We start from the raw sequence: 17,446 nt of genomic DNA, 5'->3' as shown, positions 1-17,446 counted from the left end.
CCGCCGCCGGGTCCGGGCGGCCCGCTCGGACGGCGGCCGCCGGACAGCACAGAGCCCCTGGGCCCGGACTTCCTCGGAAGTCCGGGCCCAGGGGCTTCGTGCGGTTCCCCCGGCCGGGGGAACCGTGCCGTCCCGCGAAGCGACGAGCGCGAGCGGTCAGCGCAGCGGGCGGCGGAAGCCGAGTACCGCCAGAACTCCGCCCACGGCGGCGATCACACAGCCGATGACCAGCGCAGGGACGATCGCTTCCGCGCCCGGGATGCCCAGCGCCAGCGCGCGGGTCGCGTCGATCGCGTACGTGAGCGGGTTGACGCCCGCGACCGCGGCCAGCCAGCCCGGCAGGTCCTGGACCGGCATGTAGGCGCTGGACGCGAACATCAGCGGCAGGATGGCGATCACCGCGAGGTTCTGCATCGGCTCGGCCCGCCGGAGCCAGGCGCCGGCCGCGATGAACGCCCATCCCAGTGCCCAGCTCATGAACAGGGTCAGCCCGACCGAGGCCGCCACGTCGGCCGCCCCGCCCGCCGGTGCGTAGCCCAGCACGCCGAACGCCAGCGCGAGGATGACCACGGCCTGCACCGCGCTGCGTACCAGGTTGGCGAAGCTGCGGGCGATGAGCAGCGACGACGGCATGATGGGCAGCGACCGCAGCCGGGCCACCACCCCGTTCTTCAGGTCGTCGACCAGCCCGACGCCCGACTGGACCGCCGACTGCACCGCGTTGTCGACCAGCACCGCCGACAGGATGAAGTCGAGGTAGGTGATTCCGGCGGGGAAGTTCGGCGGAGCGCCCATCTTGCTGAACACCTGGGTCAGCACGAACAGGATGATCACCGGTTGGAGCAGTCCGAAGAGCACCACGCCCGGGTCGGTGGCCATCGAGCGCAGCGAACGTGCGGTGAGCACACGGATCTGGAGGAACACCGAACTGTCCGGCCAGTCCGGCCGCGGGGGCCGGACGGGGACGACGGCTTCGGTCGGGGCGGGGGCGGGTGCGGTGGTGGTCATGCGGCGGGTCCTTTGGGCAGGGCGGGCGAACCGGACCGGACGGGTACGGGGGTCCGGCCGGCCAGGGCGAGGTAGACGTCGTCGAGCGTGGGCTCGCCGAAGGACAGCTCGGATGCTTCGGCCCCGACCTGGTCCAGGGCGCGGATCACCGTCGCCACGTCCTTCGACGCGTCGATGGGAATGACGAGACAGTCGGTGCCCGGGGCCACCGACGGCTCCAGCGCGGCCAGGCGGAGTGCCCCGACCGCGCTCTCCCGGTCGGCCGCCGGATCCAGCGTGACGGTGACGGTGCGACGGCCGACGGCCGCCTTCAGCTCCGCCGCGGTGCCGTCGGCGATGACCCGGCCGCCGGACAGGACGGTGATGGAGTCCGCGAGCCGGTCGGCCTCCTCCAGGTACTGGGTGGTGAGCAGCACGGTGGCGCCGTCGGTCACCAGCCCCTCGACGATCTCCCACAGGCCTAGCCGGGCCTCCGGGTCCAGGCCCGTCGTCGGTTCGTCGAGGAAGACCACCTCCGGGTGGCCCACCAGACTCGTCGCGAGGTCGAGGCGTCGGCGCAGTCCGCCGGAGTACGTGCGGGCGCGGCGTCCTGCCACGTCCTGGAGCGCGAACAGTTCCAGCAGTTCGTCCGCGCGCGCCCGCGCAGCCCGGCGGCCGGCGCCCAGCAGACGGGCGATCAGCAGCAGGTTGTCCCGCCCGCTCAACTGGCCGTCCACCGAGGCGAACTGCCCGGTCAGCCCGATGCGTCGGCGTGTCTCGTGGGGTCGGCGCACCACGTCGTGCCCGGCGACCGAGGCAGTGCCGGAGGACGGGGTGAGCGCGGTGGTGAGGATGTTGACCAGGGTGGTCTTGCCTGCGCCGTTGTGGCCCAGCAGGCCCAGGACCGACCCCCGGGGCACGGAGAGGTGCACCGAGTCGAGGGCGTGGACCGCGCCGAAGGTCTTGCTGAGGTCCCGGGCCTCGATCATGGTTTCGGGAGGTTCGATGAGGAGCCCGCTCATGGGAGTTCTCCAGGTCGTCGGGGATGCTCGGAAGGTCGGGAATGCTCGAAGGGTCGGGAATGCGCGAAAGAGGTGGGGGCGGGACGGGGTGGGAAAGGGAACAGCCGACCGGCACGGATGCCGGTCGGCTGTGGCGTGGAACCGGGACGGACCGTCAGCGGTCGACGCCGTCCAGGCGTCGGAACAGGTCCTCGTCGGAAGCGGTGTCGAGGTCGAAGGGTTCTGCCGTCGCGCGGGCGGCGGGGACCACCGGCTCCCGATCGCGTAGGAAGGCGCGCAGGAGGGCAGCGCTGTCGGCGTCGAGGTCCGAGCCCGCCGACAACAGCGCGTCCAGCTCGGCCACGAGACCCGCCACGGTGCGGTCGCCCGGCCCGGCGGACCCCGCGAGGTCCTGCCGCACGAGGTCCGCCGTCGACGCCGGAGTCGGGTGGTCGAACACCACGGTGGCCGGGAGCCGCGCCCCGGTGGCCGCCCGCAGCCGGTTGCGCAGCTCGACCGCGCCGACCGAGGTGATGCCCATGTCGGAGAAGGAGACGTCCGTGTCGGCGGCGGTCAGCGTCCGGCCGCCGAGCACGGCGCCGGTCTCCTCCAGTACCAACCGGACCAGCAGCGCCCGCTGTTCGGCCGCGCTCAGCCCTTCGAGCCGCAGCCGGAACGGCGAAGACACGGGGGCGGGAGCCGGTCCGGCCGACACCGTCGGTACGGGAGCCCCGCCCGCGGCCCAGTAGGTGCGGTGCTGGAAGGGGTACGTGGGCAGCGGAACGGCCTGCGCGCCGGGCAGCACCGACCCCCAGGCCACCGGCACCCCGTGCAGATGCAGCCGGGCGACCGCCGCGAGCACCGAGCGCTCCTCGGCCGCGCCCCCTGCGGCGACGACCGCCCCGGCAGCCGGGTGTACGGCCAGGCGCTCCTCCAGCATCGGCGCCAGCACGGCCTGCGGTCCCAGTTCCAGGAACGCGCCCGTGCCGTCGGCCAGCATCCGGGCGACCGCGTCGTGGAAGCGGACCGGCTCCCTGACGTGCCGGACCCAGAACTCCGGATCGCACGCCTCGGCTGCGGTGAGCGGCGCCCCGGTCAGACAGGACACCACCGGTACGGCGGGGGCGGCGAACGAGAGCCGGCCCACCACCTCCCGGAACGCGTCCAGCATCGGGTCCATCAGCGGGGAGTGGAAGGCGTGGCTGACGTCGAGCCGCTTGGTCCGGTGCCCGGCGGCCGTCAGCTCCCCTGCCAGCTCCTCCAGGGACTCGACGGCTCCCGAAAGGACGACCGAACGCGGCCCGTTGACGGCGGCCACCGCCACCGGCCCCCCGTGCGGGCGCTCCAGCCACGGACCCAGCTCGGCCTCCGGGAGCCGTACGGCCAGCATCGCGCCGCCCGCGGGGAGCTGCTGCATCAGCCGCCCCCGGGCGGTGACCAGCCGAGCCGCGTCCGCGAGGGAGAGCACCCCCGCGACGTGCGCGGCGACGATCTCCCCCACCGAATGCCCCGCCAGCCGACCGGGCACCACCCCCCACGACTCGAACAGTCGGTACAGCGCCACCCCGTGGGCGAAGAGCGCCGGTTGGGTGTATTCGGTACGGCCGAGGAGCGCGGCGTCCGGGCCGTCGGCCGCCCACATGACGTCGGTCAGCGGACGGTCGAGCAGCGGATCGAGTACGCCGCAGACCTCGCGCAGCGCCTTCGCGAACACCGGGTGTGCGGCGGCCAGTTCACGCCCCATGCCCGGCCGTTGGCTGCCCTGCCCGGCGAACACGAACGCCGGATCGCCGTTGCTCGACATGTCGGCAGGCAACTCGCGACCGACCAACTCGGCTACGAGGTTCAGGAGTTCTTCGGTGCTCTCGCCGACAACGCACGCCTGGGCCCCGGAATGCACGGTACGGGTCACGGCCAGCGAGTAGGCGATGTCCCGCACCGACAGGTCCGGCCGCGACTGCACGTGCGCCGCGAGTCCGCGGGCCTGGTCGCGCAGGGCGGGCGCGTCGTGTGCGGACAGCACCCAGGCCACCGGGCCGGCCCCGGCCGCCGGCCGTAGGGGGGCGGTCCCCGCCGGGGCCTCCTCCACGATCACGTGCGCGTTGGTGCCACTGATCCCGAAGGACGACACCGCTGCCCTGCGGGCCCGCCCGGTCTCCCGGGGCCACGGCCGTGCCTCGGTGAGCAGCCGTACGGTGCCCGGCGACCAGTCCACGTGGGAGGTCGGTGCGTCCACGTGCAGGGTGCGGGGCAGTACGCCGTTGCGCAGCGAGAGCACGGTCTTGATGACGCCCGCCACGCCCGCGGCCGCCTGCGCGTGCCCGATGTTCGACTTCACCGAGCCCAGCCACAGGGGCTGCTCCGCCTCGTGCTCCGTGCCGTACGTGTCCAGCAGCGCCTGCGCTTCGATCGGGTCGCCGAGCGTCGTTCCCGTGCCGTGCGCCTCCACCGCGTCCACGTCGGCGGCGCTCAGTCCGGCGTCGGCCAGGGCCTGTCGGATCACCCGCCGCTGCGCGGGTCCGTGCGGGGCGGTGATCCCGTTGGAGGCGCCGTCCTGGTTCATCGCCGTGCCGCGGACCAGCGCGAGCACCGGATGCCCGTTGCGCCGGGCGTCGGAGAGCCGTTCCAGGACGAGCAGCCCGACCCCTTCCGACCAGGCCGCGCCGTCGGCGGCGTCGGCGAAGGACTTGCAGCGGCCGTCCGGGGCCAGCGCGCGCAGCCGGGAGAACTCCGTGAACGAGGCCGGGGTGGCCATCACGGCGACCCCGCCCGCCAGCGCCAGCGACGACTCGCCCGAGCGGAGCGAGCGGCACGCCAGATGGAGCGCCACCAGCGAGGACGAACAGGCCGTGTCCACCGTCAGCGCGGGGCCCTGGAGACCGAAGGAGTACGAGATCCGGCCGGCCAGGGCGCTCCCGGCGGTTCCGAGGGCCAGCAGCCCCTCCAGCTCGGGCCGGTCGTCGCCGGACGCAGCCGGCGCGTAGTCGTGGTACATGGCGCCCGCGAAGACCCCGGTGCGCGAGCCGTGCAGCGTGGCCGGGTCGATGCCCGCCTGTTCCAGCGCCTCCCACGCGGTCTCCAGCAGCAACCGCTGCTGCGGGTCGGCGGCCAGCGCCTCCCGGTCGGAGAAGCCGAAGAACCCCGCGTCGAACGCGCCCGGGGAGTCCAGGAACCCACCCGCGCGGGTGCACGAGGTGCCGGGGCGTTCGGGGTCCTCGTCGAAGAGGCGGTCGAGGTCCCAGCCGCGGTCCTCGGGGAAGGGACCGATCGCCTCCCCGCCGTCCGCCAGCAGCGCCCACAGGTCCTCGGGTCCGCGTATCCCGCCGGGCAGCCGGCAGGCCATCCCCACGACGGCGACGGGATCGTCGGCTGCCGCGGGGACGGTGTCGGGGGCGTCCGGGGCCGTTTCGCCCCGCAGGCGGCGGGCCACGGCATGGGGCGTGGGGAAGTCGAAGGCGAGGGAGGCGGGCAGGGGGAGGCCGGTCGCCGCGACGAGCAGGTTGCGCAGGCGGATGCTGCGGACGGAGTCCAGGCCGTGGCCGCGGAAGGTGGTGGCCGCGCCGATGGGGGCGGATTCCTCCGCGGGCGCCAGCGCCTCGGTGACGCAGCTGCGGACCAGCGCCAGGGCCGCCGCGTACGACGGCGGGACCGTCCCCCCGCCCGAGCCGGCAGCGGGGCCGCGTTCCGCCAACAGGGCTTCCAGAGAGCGCCGGTGCAGTTTGCCCGCGGGGGTGAGCGGCAGCGCGTCGACCGTCACCAGTTCCAACGGGATCTTGTAGTCGGCGACGCCGCGCTCCAGCAGGAACGCCGTGACCCTTTCCAGAGTGACGGCGCGTTCGGCCCGCCCGGTGACCACCAGGCACGGGTATTCGCCCAGCCGCAGGTCGGGCCGGGCGACGACGGCGGCCGGGCCCAGGCCCGGCAGCTCCGCCAGGAGCCCCTGGATCTCGGTCGCGTCGAACTTCCGGCCGCCGACGTTGATCAGCTCGGCGGACCGGCCCAGGAAACGGACCCGGCCCTCGCCGTCCACGCTCGCCCTGTCCCCGGTGCGCAGCCAGCCGTCCTCGGTGACCGCCGTCGCGGTCAGCTCCGGCTCCCCGTGGTAGCCGCGGAACATTCCGGGGCTGCGGTAGTGGAGTTCGCCCGTCTCACCGGGCGCGCACTCGACGCCGTCCTCGCCGACGACGCGTACGTCCGCGCCGAAGGTCGGCCGGCCGACGCTGCGGGCGGCCACGTCGGCGGGGTCGGCGGCGGACGTGCAGGTGCCGGTGCCGAGTTCGGACATGCCCCACACCACGACGAGCGGACTGCCGAGGAGTTCGCGTACCCGCGTCACCAGAGCGGCCGGGACGGCCGCCCCCGCCGTCCGCACCTCGTGCGGCCGGAACCCGGCCGCCGCGCCGGACTCGGTGAGCCGTGCGGCCACGTCGTGCAGTTGGGCGGGCACGGCGAAGACCACGCCGGGCCGGGTCGCGCGGGCCAGTTCGAGGAACCTGTCCGGGTCCCAGCCGCGCAGCAGCACCTGCCGGCAGCGAGCGAACAGGGCCGAGTGCAGGGACTGGAGACCGAAGAGGTGGGTGAGCGGGCAGGCCGTGAGCACCCCGCCCCGGAAGGACCCGGCCGCCTCCTCCGTCACGGCCGCCGTGTTCGACATCAGCCCGTCGTGACTGTGCAGGCAGATCTTGGGCCGGGCGGACGTGGTCCCGGACGACGGCAGCAGCACGAAGGGCATCTCCGGGCGTACGTCGACGGGGCGAGGGGCGGTGCCCGCCCACCGCTCCAGCAGCGCGTCGATGCCGATGAGTCCGGCGGAGCCCGGGCCCGCCACCAGAACCGGGCGCAACGAGGGCACGGACGCCCGCAGCGACGCGAGGGCCTGCGGGTCGGCGGCGTGCGCCGAGTCCGCGGGAAGCACCAACGCCACCGGCGAAACCCGCCGCACCAGCGCCAGCACGTCGGCGCTGCCGTGGCCCTGGTGGACGGGCATCATGACCGCGCCGATCGCCGCGACGGCGAGGTGCAGGACCTGGTACTCCCAGCAGTTGGGCAACTGGACCGCGACCACGTCCCCGACGTCGACGCCGAGTTCCTGGAGGGACCGGGCGAGCGCGTCGACGTCCGCCGCCCACTGCCGCCAGGTCCGGTGCCGGTCGCCGTCGCTCAGTGCCACGGCCTCCGGGTCCTGCTGGGCGGCGGCGCGGAAGACGGCCGGCAGGGTGAGACCGCGCAGTGCCCCGCACGGATCGGCGGCCGGTCGGACCGCGTAGTCATCGACATGGACGGACACCATTACTCCCGAAAAAGCCGGCCGCTGGGGTGTTGCGGCTCCATGCTGACGCCGCTCCCACCGGGAAAAGCCCTAGATGTGGGCCGTGACGGCCGCGTCCCGAGCGGCGGGCTCCGGATCGGCCCGCCGCTCCGCCCTACTCGTGCAGCAGCGCGCGCAGAGGCGCCGACTTGACCAGCGTCTCCTCGTACTCGGCCGCCGCGTCCGACAGGGCGATCACCGCGCCGCCTACTCCGTAGCGCAGGGTGCCGCCGCCCAGCAGCACCGTGCGGATGACGATGCTGAGATCGGCCGCACCGGTCAGCGAGAAGTAGCCGATCGCACCCGAGTAGATGCCGCGCGGGCCGCCTTCGAGCCGGTCGATGATCTGCATGGTGCGGATCTTCGGCGCGCCCGTCATGGACCCGCCGGGGAACGCCGCGCGGACGCCCGCCACCGCACTGGTGCCGGTGCGCAGTTGGGCCCGTACCGTGCTGACGAGCTGGTGCACGGTGGCGTAGGACTCCACCTGGAAGACCGGATCGGCGACGACGCTGCCGATCTCGGCGCACCGGCTGAGATCGTGCCGGACCAGGTCGACGATCATCAGGTTCTCGGCGCGGTCCTTCTCGCACCGCGCGAGGTCGGCGATCAGCAGGGCGTCCTCGGACGGATCGGAGTGCCGCGGCCGGGTGCCCTTGATGGGCTTGGACTCCATGGTGCCGCGCCGGTCGATGCGCAGGAACCGTTCGGGCGAGGTGCTCAGTACCGCCAGCGGGCCGAAGTCGAGGAAGGCGGCGAACGGAGCCGGACTCGCCCGGCGCAGGTGGCGGTAGGCGTGCCAGGGGTCGAGAGCGGTCCGCGCCTCGATCATGTTGGTCAGGCAGACCTCGTACGTCTCGCCGGCCCGTATCTCCTCGTGGCAGACGTCGATGAGCTTGAGGTAGGCGTCCCGGTCGTGACGCGGGCGCAGGTCCGCTCCGGTCAGGCCCGGGGGCGGCGGGCAGGGGGCGGGCGGTTGCCCGGCGAGCCGTGCGAGGGCGGCCGTGGTGCTGCGCAGCCAGGCGCGGGCGGCGGCCTCGTCGCCGTCCTCGGCGAGCGCGAGAACGTACGTGGTGTCGGTGCGGTGGTCGAGCACGACGGCCCGGTCCGCGAAGACCAGTGCGGCGTCCGGGTCGGGCGAGCGGTGGGCGTTCTCTCCGCCGCACTCCGCCTTCAGTTCGTAGCCCAGACAGCCCACCCAGCCCAGCGCGAACTCGAAGGGCAGCTCCGGGACGTCGGTACGCAGTGCGGCGAGGTCCTGTTCCAGCCAGTCGAAGAAGGGGCTCCGCACGCTGTGCGTGCGCCCGTTCGCGGTGACGGTGACGGTTCCCTCGGACACGTCGGCGGTGACGGTGCGGGCCAGCGGCCCCGAGGCGTCGCCCATGACGGAGATCCGGCCGAGGGAGGCGTCCGGGCGGCTGCTGTCCAGCCAGAAGGGGTGGTCACCGGTGCGGAAGAGCCGGTCGAAGACCGGTTCGGCGTCCCAGCGCGTGTCGAGCTGCTCGGCCAGGACCCGCAGTCTGCGGACCGGAGCGGCCCGGGGAGGGGACGCGGGGGCCGGCTGCGCCACGCGCGCCGGGTGCCGTCCGGGCCGGCCGCGCCGGCCGTGCGCGGACGTCAGGTCGCGGAAGTTGGCCAGCAGGTGGTGTCCGCTGTCCGTGCCGATCGACTCGGGGTGGAACTGCACGCCCCACAGCGGCAGGGTGCGGTGGCGCAGCGCCATCACCACCCCGTCGTCGGCGCTGTGGGCGATGGCCTCCAGGGCGGGCGGGAGCGCGGTGACGGCCAGTGAGTGGTACCGGACCACCTCCAGCGGGTCGGGGATGCCCTCGAACAGACCGGTGCCGTCGTGGCGGACCCACGAGGTCCGCCCGTGGCGGGGTTCCGGAGCCGGGCCGACGTCGCCGCCGTGGGCGAGTGCCAGGCCCTGGTGGCCGAGGCACACGCCGAGCACCGGGAGCCGGCCCTCCTCGGCGATCCGCGCGCACAGACCGAAGTCGGCCGGCTGGTGCGGGGTGCCGGGCCCCGGCGACAGCACCACGTTGTCGAACGCGTCGAGCAGCCCCTCGCGCCAGGAGGGGTCGTCGTTGCGGATCACCTCGGGTTCCCGGCCGTTGACCTCGGCGAGGTAGTGGAACAGGTTGTAGGTGAACGAGTCGTAGTTGTCGACGAGGAGGGTGCGCATCACAGGATCCCGAGTTCGCGTGCCATCTCGTCACCCACGGCCCGGATGTGGTCGGTGAGGTAGAAGTGACCGCCGGGGTACACCTCCATGCGGAAGCCGCCTTCGGTGTGCACCTGCCAGGCCAGGGCCTCGTCCGACGAGGTGCGCGGGTCGGCGTCGCCGGTGAGCACGGTGATCGGGCAGCGGAGCGTGCGGTCGGGCGGGCACTCGTACTTCTCGATGGCCTCGTAGTCCCCGCGGATCGCGGGCAGCGCCATCCGCAGGATCTCCTCGTCGCCGAGGAGGTCGGGGTTGGTGCCGTTGAGGAGCCTCAGTTCTTCGATGATGCCGTTGTCGTCGCGGCGGTGCACCGTCTCGGTGCGCGTGGTGGACGGGCCGCGGCGTCCGGAAGCGATCACCGACTTCGGGGCGTGCGCGCCCTTCTGCTCCAGTCGCCAGGCCGTCTCGAAGGCGAGTACGGCGCCCATGCTGTGCCCGAAGAACACGGTGGGCTTCTCGTCCAGGGGCAGCAGCTCGTCGACGATGCGGTCGGCGAGGGTGGCGAGGTCCGGGGCGCAGGGTTCGTGACGGCGGTCCTGACGGCCGGGGTACTGGAGGGCGATGACGTCGACGGCGGGGGAGAACCGCACCGACACCGGGTGGAAGAAACTGGCGGATCCGCCGGCGTGCGGGAAGCAGACCAGCCGGACGGGGCGGTCCGGGGCCGGGTGGAAGCGGCGCAGCCACAGGGCCGAGGAGTGGTCCGTGCTGTTCAAGGTGCGGTCCTTTCTGGAACGGCGGTGGGGGGCCGGGCGGCTGCGCAGCCGCCCGGCGGAGTCAGTCCTCGTGGACGGTGATGGCGTGGGCGGGGCACAGGTCGCCCGCCTGCTGCACCGTGTCGTGTTCCCCGGAGGCCGGGCGGGGGTCGAGGACGAGCACCAGCCCGTCCTCGTCCTGGTCGAACACCTCGGGTGCGGACAGCACGCACTGTCCTGCGCCGACGCAGCGGTCGGCGTCCACGGTGATACGCATCGGTTCTCTTTCGGGAGGGTGGACGGTGGGCAACGGCTACCAGCGGACGGGCAGTTCGTGCAGCCCGTACAGCACGCCGTCGTACTTCAGCGGGAGTTCCTCCACGGGCACCGCGAGCTCCAGGGCCGGAATGCGCTCGAAGAGCCGCCGGTAGACGATCTCCATCTCGGTCCGGACGAGGTTCTGTCCGAGGCACTGGTGCACGCCGTAGCCGAAGGCCACGTGGTGGCGCTCGGTGCGGGTGGGGTCGAAGGCGTGCGGGCAGGCGAACGCGGACTCGTCGTGGTTGGCGGCCGCGGCCAGCGGGATGACGCCCTCGCCGGCCCGGATCAGGTGGCCGCCGATCTCGACGTCCTCGACGGCGACGCGCAGGGACACCAGGTCGGCGACCGAGTGGAAGCGCAGCGTCTCCTCGACCACCCGCTGGTCCCCGATCCACTGCGGATTCTGCAGCAGGGTCAGCACCCCGAGGGCGATGTTGTTCGCGGTGGTCTCGTGGCCCGCGATGAGCAGCAGCATCAGCACCCCGGTCATCTCCTGGGCGCTGATGCTGCCGGTGGCCAGGAGCCTGCTGATCAGGTCGTCGCCGGGCCACTGCGCCTTGATGCCCACGAGCCGGTTGATGTAGCGCAGCAGTTCCTTGGCGGCGGTGTCGCGCTGCTGTTCGGTGGAGGTGCGGATGGAGACCAGCGTGCGGGTGCGCGATTCGAAGAAGTCGCGGTCGACGGGCGGGATGCCGAGCAGGGTGGAGATCACCAGGGAGGGCACCGGCAGGGCGAAGTCCGCCACCAGGTCGGCCGAGTCGCCCGCGGCGAGCATCGTGTCGATCAGGTCGTCCACGGTGCGTTCGATCGCCGGGCGCATCGCGCGCACCCGGCGCACGGTGAACTCCGGGATCAGGGCCTTGCGGAACCGGTCGTGCTCGGGCGAGTCGAGTCCGACGAACCAGCCGGGGATCTGCTCCTGGCGCGGCACGCCCATGGTGTCGCTGATGTGCGGGAAGCCCTCGCGGTCGGGATTGGCACTGATCTTCTTGCTGGTCAGTACGGCCCGCACCTCCGCGTGCCGGGTCACCAGCCAGACCCGGCTGCCGTTGGGCAGCTGGGTCGGCACCAGCCCGTCGCGGCGGCGGTACTCCTCGTAGCGGGGCGGGGGGAAGGGTTCGCCCGGTACCCGTAGCGGGAAGGGGACGAGTTTCGGTTCGGCGGTGCCGGTCATGGCCTTCGGTCTCCGTCGGTCGGTGCGCGGGTTCAGGCCGCGGCGTAGAAGGCGCGGACCTTCCCGGTCACGTATTCCTGGTCCGCGGCGGTCAGTTCGGTGTACGTGGGCAGATAGAGCCCGTCTTCGCTGAAACGACTGGCGTTCAGGTACGGCCAGACGGGGTCGTGGTAGCCGGGCTGCCGGCTCATCGGCTTGAAGAACACCCGCGTCTCGACGCCCTCGGCGGCCAGGAAGGACCGCAGCTCGTCGCGGCGCTCGGCCCGCAGGTCGTACATCCACAGGACGTCGCGCGGCGGCATCAGCGTGATGCCGGGAATGCCCTTCAGGCCCTCGTCGTAACGGCGTTCGATCTCGCGGCGCAGGGCGAGGAACTCGTCGAGCTGTTCCACCTGGGCGAGCGCCACGGCGCCCTGCATGGCGGTCATGCGGAAGTTGTAGGCCAGCTTCTTGTGCAGGAAGCTGTGGTCCTCGGTGAACGCCATCGCGCGCAGGTGGGCCATCTGTTCGGCCAGCCGGGAATCGTTGGTGAGGCAGATGCCGCCTTCGCCCGACGTGATGATCTTGTTCGCGAAGAGCGAGTAACAGGCGACGTCACCGACCGGAGGGATGCCGTGCGCCTCGGCGGAATCCTCGACCACGCGCAGGTTGTAGTCGTGGGCGATATTCATGATCGCGTCCATGGCGCACCGTCGGCCGTAGACGTGGACGGGCATGACGGCCTTGGTCCGGGGAGTGATCTTCTCCTCGATTTTCGCCGGGTCGATGTTGAGATCGTCGGCGCAATCGACGAACACCGGCGTCGCGCCGGTGTGGCTCACCGCCCATGCCGAGGCGACCATGGTGAATTCCGGAACGATCACTTCGTCACCGGGGCCGATGCCGAGCGCGCGCAGTGCCAGGGTCAGGGCGGTCGTTCCGGAGGAACAGGCGACGCCGTGTGCGATTCCGGAGTAGTCGGCGAATGCCTCCTCGAAGCGCCGTACATACGGCCCTTGGGAGGATATCCAGCCGTCGGTGATCGTCTCGGTGACGTAGGCGAGTTCCCGGCCCTTGAGGCTGGGCCGGGAAACGGGGTACTTGATGGACATGTCGTCCTCGGTCGGAGTGGACGGGGCAGGGGGAGCGGTTCAGATCAGAGCAGGCAACCGCAGGAGCAGGTCGGCCGCTCTGCGGCGCCCGCCCGCCGCTTGCTGGAGCCCGCCGATCCGTTCGGCGCGTTCGCGGAAACCCGGTTCGCCGAGGACCCGCGTCAGCTTGTCGACGATGTCGTCGGGGTCGACGTCCCGGGGCCGGTCCAGGGTCAGACTCAGGCCCAGGTCCTGCCCGCGTACCGCCTGGTCGTAGCAGTCGACCCAGAGCGGTCGCACCACCATCGGCTTGCCGAAGTACATGCCCTCGTTGAAGCCGTTGCCGCCGCCGTGGGTGAAGAACAGCCGGACGTTCGGGTGTGCGAGGACGTCGAGTTGAGAGGGCAGCCAGCTCTCGATCCGCAGGTTGGCGGGCAGGCTGCCGGCGTCCGCCAGCAGATGCTGCTGCTCGGAGGGCAGGCGCCACAGGACCTGATGACGGCCCTCCAGGCGGCGGGCCACCTCGACCAACGAGGCGACGTGCTCCCGGGTGAGCCGGGTGATCGTTCCGAAGCCCATGTAGACCACCGAGGACTGGGCGTCCAGCCAGTCGGCGAGCCCCCCGTCGTCCTCGCCGCGCGGAGCCTCCGGCAGCGGTGGCACCATCGCACCGACCAGTTCCATCCGGTCCGGCACGGTGAACGGGTAGTCCAGTTCTGCCACCGAATTGCACAGGACCAGCTCGGCCCGGTCGACCCTCGTCATCGGATTGGGCTTCGGCAGCCCGAGTTCCTTGCGAATGCGGGCGTCTTCGGACAGCACCTTTCCCATGGCCGGATGGAAGAACATGCCCAGGGTGCGGTATTTGAACAGTTCATTGCGCACGCGCTGGGGGAACGTCATCGGATAGGGCAGCCCGGAATGCGGAACGGGGAAATCGCGGGGGGTTCCGGACGGTCCGAAAGGGTTGAGAGAGGTGAGAACGTTGGTCGGCAGGAAGGGAACGCTGAGCACATAGGGAATGTCGTGGGCGAGTGCCACGTCGATACCGAAGGACGCGACGCAGTCGATCACCATGAGGGCCGGCTCGATCTTCTCGACCAAGGAACTCAGCCGTCTGAACTTCTCGGCCTGGAGATCGGGGCGGTACGACTGGCGGACCACCGCCCGGTGCGCCTTGAAGCGCGACGCCTGCGTCACCTCGCGGTACACGTCGTCCGGCCAGCTGACGGCCGAGAGCTCGGAGAAGACCTCACCCAATGACGCGAATTCGACCCCCGCACCGGTTGCCGCCAGGCGCTCCACATCCGCCCGGCGGGGCTCGTCGGTCGCGAACCAGAGGTCGGGCACGCCCCGCCGCGCGAGCTCGGCCGCGAGGACGAGGAGCGGGTTCACCAGCCCGCTTTCCGGCAGGCTGACGAAGAGGACGGGCCGCTGCGCGGTGTTCTCGTTCGGGCTCATCGCGCTCCTGGGGGCATCGTCCGGTGGGGTTTGCTGCACCCCCACTTGATCTCACGGGCCCTACCGGGAAATCCTTAGACTCATCCGGCCGGGGCACCCGTGTGCCGGGCCTGGCGCGCACCGGGGGCGGATTGTTCTGCGGGCCGTTCGGTTCCGTCAAGGCGGCGTTTTCTTTCGTGTTCTTGGCTGGAAGCCGTGCGGGCCGGACCTGTTGACTCCGGTACGCTGCCACAGGATGATCGTTCGGATTCCTGCGGAAATTGGGCCCGATGGGGGTTCGGCCCTTTCCGTTCCATGTAGGGGGCGTCTTTGTCTGACCAATCGGGCCCGTCAGGCTGGAGCGGAGCCGTATTCGGCCGCGCCGGAGAAATCGGTGTGCTCTCCGCGCGAGCCGCGGCGGCCCGCGCCGGCCACTCCGGAATCGTGGTCCTGACCGGGCCGCCCGGTATCGGGAAGACCAGCCTCGTCAACGCGTTCCTCCCACGCGACGACGGAGAAGCGCACGGACCACGGGGCATGAAGGCGCTGCGTGCCACGTGCGCCGCCGAGACCGGCACCGTCCCGTACGAAGGCGTGCGGGCCCTCCTGCGGCCGCTCGGCCTGGTGGGGGAGAGCGCACCGGGCCACCCGCTGCTGCGCGGCACCGCCCGCAGGGCGCTGCCCGCACTGATGCCCGGAACGGACCGGCCGCCCTTCGCCTCCGACGCCGACTACCCGGTGCTCCAGGGGCTGTTCGGCCTCACCGCCCAGCTGACCGCGCTCCACCCCCTCGCCCTCGTACTGGACGACGCCCACCTGTGCGACGCGTACACCCTGCGCTGGCTCGACTTCCTGTTGCGCAGGGCCGACGGGCTGCCGCTGCTGCTGATCCTGGCCCGCAGCACCGATGCCTCCACCGCCGACAGCACGCCGTGGGCCAGGTTCGCCTCCCACCCCTCGTGCACCACCGTGCACCTGACTCCGCTCAGCCCGGACGCCGTCGGCGAACTGACCCGCCATGCCTTCGGCCGTCCCGTCGAACCGTCGTTCGCGGCCCGGGTCGCCGACGTCTCCGGCGGCAATCCGGGCAGCGCGGTCCGGCTCCTGGCGGAACTGCGCAGCGCCGGGGTCCGGCCCGACCTCGACGGCGCCCGGCACGTCACCGCACTGGGCGCCCGACTGGTCGCACGGTCGGTCCGCACGCTCTTCGGGAGAAGTCCCGGCTGGGTGGAGCCCGTTGCCACGGCGCTGGCGATCCTCGGCGAGGAGCTGCTCGACAACGTTGCCGCGCTGGCCGGCGTCTCCGTCGTCCAGGTCGAGGACGCGCTCTGCGTGCTGCGCGACGCGGAGGTCCTGGCGCCGGGCCGCAACGTCTTCACCAGTGACGACGTACGCACCGCGATCCTCGAACCACTCGACGCCGCAGCCCTCGCAGGGCTCCGCGCGCGGGCGGCCCTGCTGCTCAGCGACGCCGGCCGCCCGGCCGAAGACATAGCGGCACACCTGCTGGCGACATCCGTACCCCCCGAGCCCTGGATGCTCTCGCTGCTCACCGACGCCGCCGCCACCGCCGAGGACCGCGGCGCCCCCACCGACGCCGTGTGCTACCTGCGCCGTGTGCTCGAAGCCACGCCCGAGGATCACGAGCTCCGGATCCGACTGGCGGGCCTCGTGGCCCGCACCGACCCGGGCGCGGCCCTCGACCTGCTGCACGACGCCCTCGACCGGGCACCGGACCTCCGCACGCGCGCCGCCGCGGCCCTGCGGTACACCACCACCTGCCTGGCAGCCGGGCAGAGCGTCCCCCACGGCCGCGCCCCCACACAGGTACTGGCCGAGCTGCGCGCCGCCACCGGCCTCCAGGAACCCGCCCTGGCCCTCGAATCGGCTCTGCTCCTGACAGGTGCGGCCGAACGCGGGAACACCCCGGGCCCACCCGGGCCGGACCGCCCGCCCGCCCCGCGCCCGGCGGACGCGGAAGCCGACGCGGAAGCCGTCAGCGCGCTGGTCGCCACGCTCTACGACACCGAACGCGCCACCGCGACCACCCACGCCCGCCGGGCGGTGGAGGCCGCCGGCTCCCGGGCCTCCTGGCCGGTGCTCACCTCCTGCACGGTCCTCGCCCTCGCCGGTGAGAGCGACGAAGCCCTCACGGTCCTGAACGACGCCCTGGCCCCCACCGGCGAACCGCGAACCCGCTGGGCCGACGCCCTCGCCCTGTCGGCCCGCGCCCTCGTACTGCACGGCACCGGCGCGATCACCGAGGCGAAGGACGACGCGCGCGCGGCCCTCGCCGCAGCCGACGAGGCCCCGCAGCTCGCCGCAGCCGACGGGGCCCCGCAGCGCCTTCTGCTGCCCCGACTGGTGCTCGCGGCGGCCCTCAGCGACAGCGGCGAGGCCACCGGCGCCGAGGACCTCCTCACCGGTATCGAACCGCAGCCGACGACCGGACCCGTGGTGGAACAGCACCTCCACCTGATGGTCCGCGCCCGCGTCCGCCGTGCCCTGGGCGACCGCGAAGGAGCACTGCACCTCCTGCTCGCCTGCGGCCGTGCCCAGCGCGAAGCGGGCCTCGCCAACCCCGTGTTCGCCCCCTGGTGGGCCGAGGCGTGCTGGACCCTCGCCGCCCTCGACCGCCCGCAGGACGCCCGCGGCCACGCCGAGTACGGCAGCGAACTCGCCCGGCGCTGGGGCACCGCGCAGGCCCTGGGCACGGCCGCCCTCGCCCGGGGCGTCATCACGCCGGGAAAGGAGGGCCTCGACCTGCTCGGCGAGGCCGTCGACACCCTGGCCGCCTCGCCCGCCCGTGCCGTCCAGGCCCGAGCCTCCTTCGCGCTCGGCCGCCGCCTGCTGACCCGGGGAGACCGCGCGAAGGCCCGACCGCACCTGCGCTCCGCCGTCGACCTCGCCCTCACCTGCGGGGCGCTGCCCCTCGCGCTCGGCGCGCGGCGGCTGCTCATCACGGCGGGCGGGCGCATGCCGGAACTCACCGGCTCGCGGGAGGACCTGCTCACCGGAGCCGAACGCAGGGTCGTGGAACTGGTCCTGAACGGCGCCAGCAACCGGGAAGCCGCCCAGTCGCTGTGCGTCACGCTGCGCACCGTCGAGACCCACCTCACGAGCGCCTACCGCAAGTTGGGCGTCCAGCGCCGGGCGGCCCTGGCCACCACCCTCCGCGCCCCCGCCGCCCGTGCCCGCGCATCGGGCGGCTGAGCCCGGCGGCCCC

At 72.8% G+C, this 17,446-nt stretch carries 10 protein-coding genes; 1 reads left to right on the top strand and 9 read right to left on the bottom strand.

Annotation, left to right across the window (positions count from 1 at the left end):
* Positions 1-156: 156 nt before the first annotated feature.
* The 9 genes from ACQPZG_RS07315 to ACQPZG_RS07275 all read right to left on the bottom strand — a co-directional run bounded on the left by ACQPZG_RS07315 (position 157) and on the right by ACQPZG_RS07275 (position 14,241).
* Positions 157-1,008: an ABC transporter permease gene (locus tag ACQPZG_RS07315; RefSeq protein ID WP_433545010.1), complete on the bottom strand. Its 852-nt coding sequence runs from the start codon at positions 1,006-1,008 to the stop codon at positions 157-159.
* Positions 1,005-2,009 carry an ATP-binding cassette domain-containing protein gene (locus tag ACQPZG_RS07310; RefSeq protein ID WP_433545009.1) on the bottom strand — a complete coding sequence of 335 codons (1,005 nt, stop codon included), beginning with the start codon at positions 2,007-2,009 and terminating at the stop codon, positions 1,005-1,007. Before ACQPZG_RS07310 ends, ACQPZG_RS07315 begins: the two co-directional genes overlap by 4 nt.
* A gap of 154 nt (positions 2,010-2,163) precedes the next feature.
* Positions 2,164-7,278: a beta-ketoacyl synthase N-terminal-like domain-containing protein gene (locus ACQPZG_RS07305; protein WP_433545008.1), complete on the bottom strand. Its 5,115-nt coding sequence runs from the start codon at positions 7,276-7,278 to the stop codon at positions 2,164-2,166.
* 133 nt (positions 7,279-7,411) lie between these two features.
* A complete protein-coding gene (pabB, locus tag ACQPZG_RS07300) occupies positions 7,412-9,481 on the bottom strand; it encodes an aminodeoxychorismate synthase component I (RefSeq protein WP_433545007.1) in 2,070 nt (689 codons plus the stop codon).
* On the bottom strand, positions 9,481-10,236 hold the full coding sequence (locus ACQPZG_RS07295) for a thioesterase II family protein (protein WP_433545006.1): 756 nt from the start codon (positions 10,234-10,236) through the stop codon (positions 9,481-9,483). The genes pabB and ACQPZG_RS07295 overlap by 1 nt, the downstream gene beginning before the upstream one ends.
* A gap of 61 nt (positions 10,237-10,297) precedes the next feature.
* Complete coding sequence (locus tag ACQPZG_RS07290) at positions 10,298-10,492, bottom strand: ferredoxin (protein WP_433545005.1); 195 nt, start codon at positions 10,490-10,492, stop codon at positions 10,298-10,300.
* Positions 10,493-10,528: 36 nt separating this feature from the next.
* Positions 10,529-11,710: a cytochrome P450 gene (locus tag ACQPZG_RS07285; RefSeq protein WP_433545004.1), complete on the bottom strand. Its 1,182-nt coding sequence runs from the start codon at positions 11,708-11,710 to the stop codon at positions 10,529-10,531.
* A gap of 32 nt (positions 11,711-11,742) precedes the next feature.
* A complete protein-coding gene (locus ACQPZG_RS07280; RefSeq protein WP_433545003.1) occupies positions 11,743-12,801 on the bottom strand; it encodes a DegT/DnrJ/EryC1/StrS family aminotransferase in 1,059 nt (352 codons plus the stop codon).
* 39 nt (positions 12,802-12,840) lie between these two features.
* Positions 12,841-14,241, bottom strand: coding sequence for a glycosyltransferase (locus ACQPZG_RS07275; protein ID WP_433545002.1), 1,401 nt, complete (start codon positions 14,239-14,241; stop codon positions 12,841-12,843).
* A gap of 309 nt (positions 14,242-14,550) precedes the next feature.
* Here ACQPZG_RS07275 and ACQPZG_RS07270 point away from each other — a divergent pair, with 309 nt between their 5' ends.
* Complete coding sequence (locus ACQPZG_RS07270) at positions 14,551-17,433, top strand: AAA family ATPase (RefSeq protein ID WP_433545001.1); 2,883 nt, start codon at positions 14,551-14,553, stop codon at positions 17,431-17,433.
* Positions 17,434-17,446 lie beyond the last annotated feature (13 nt).

The organism is Streptomyces sp. CA-294286 (assembly GCF_050947155.1).
Lineage (GTDB): Bacteria > Actinomycetota > Actinomycetes > Streptomycetales > Streptomycetaceae > Streptomyces.
The sequence above is the reverse complement of the archived record's forward strand: the minus strand, read 5'-3'. Positions and strand labels throughout refer to the sequence as shown.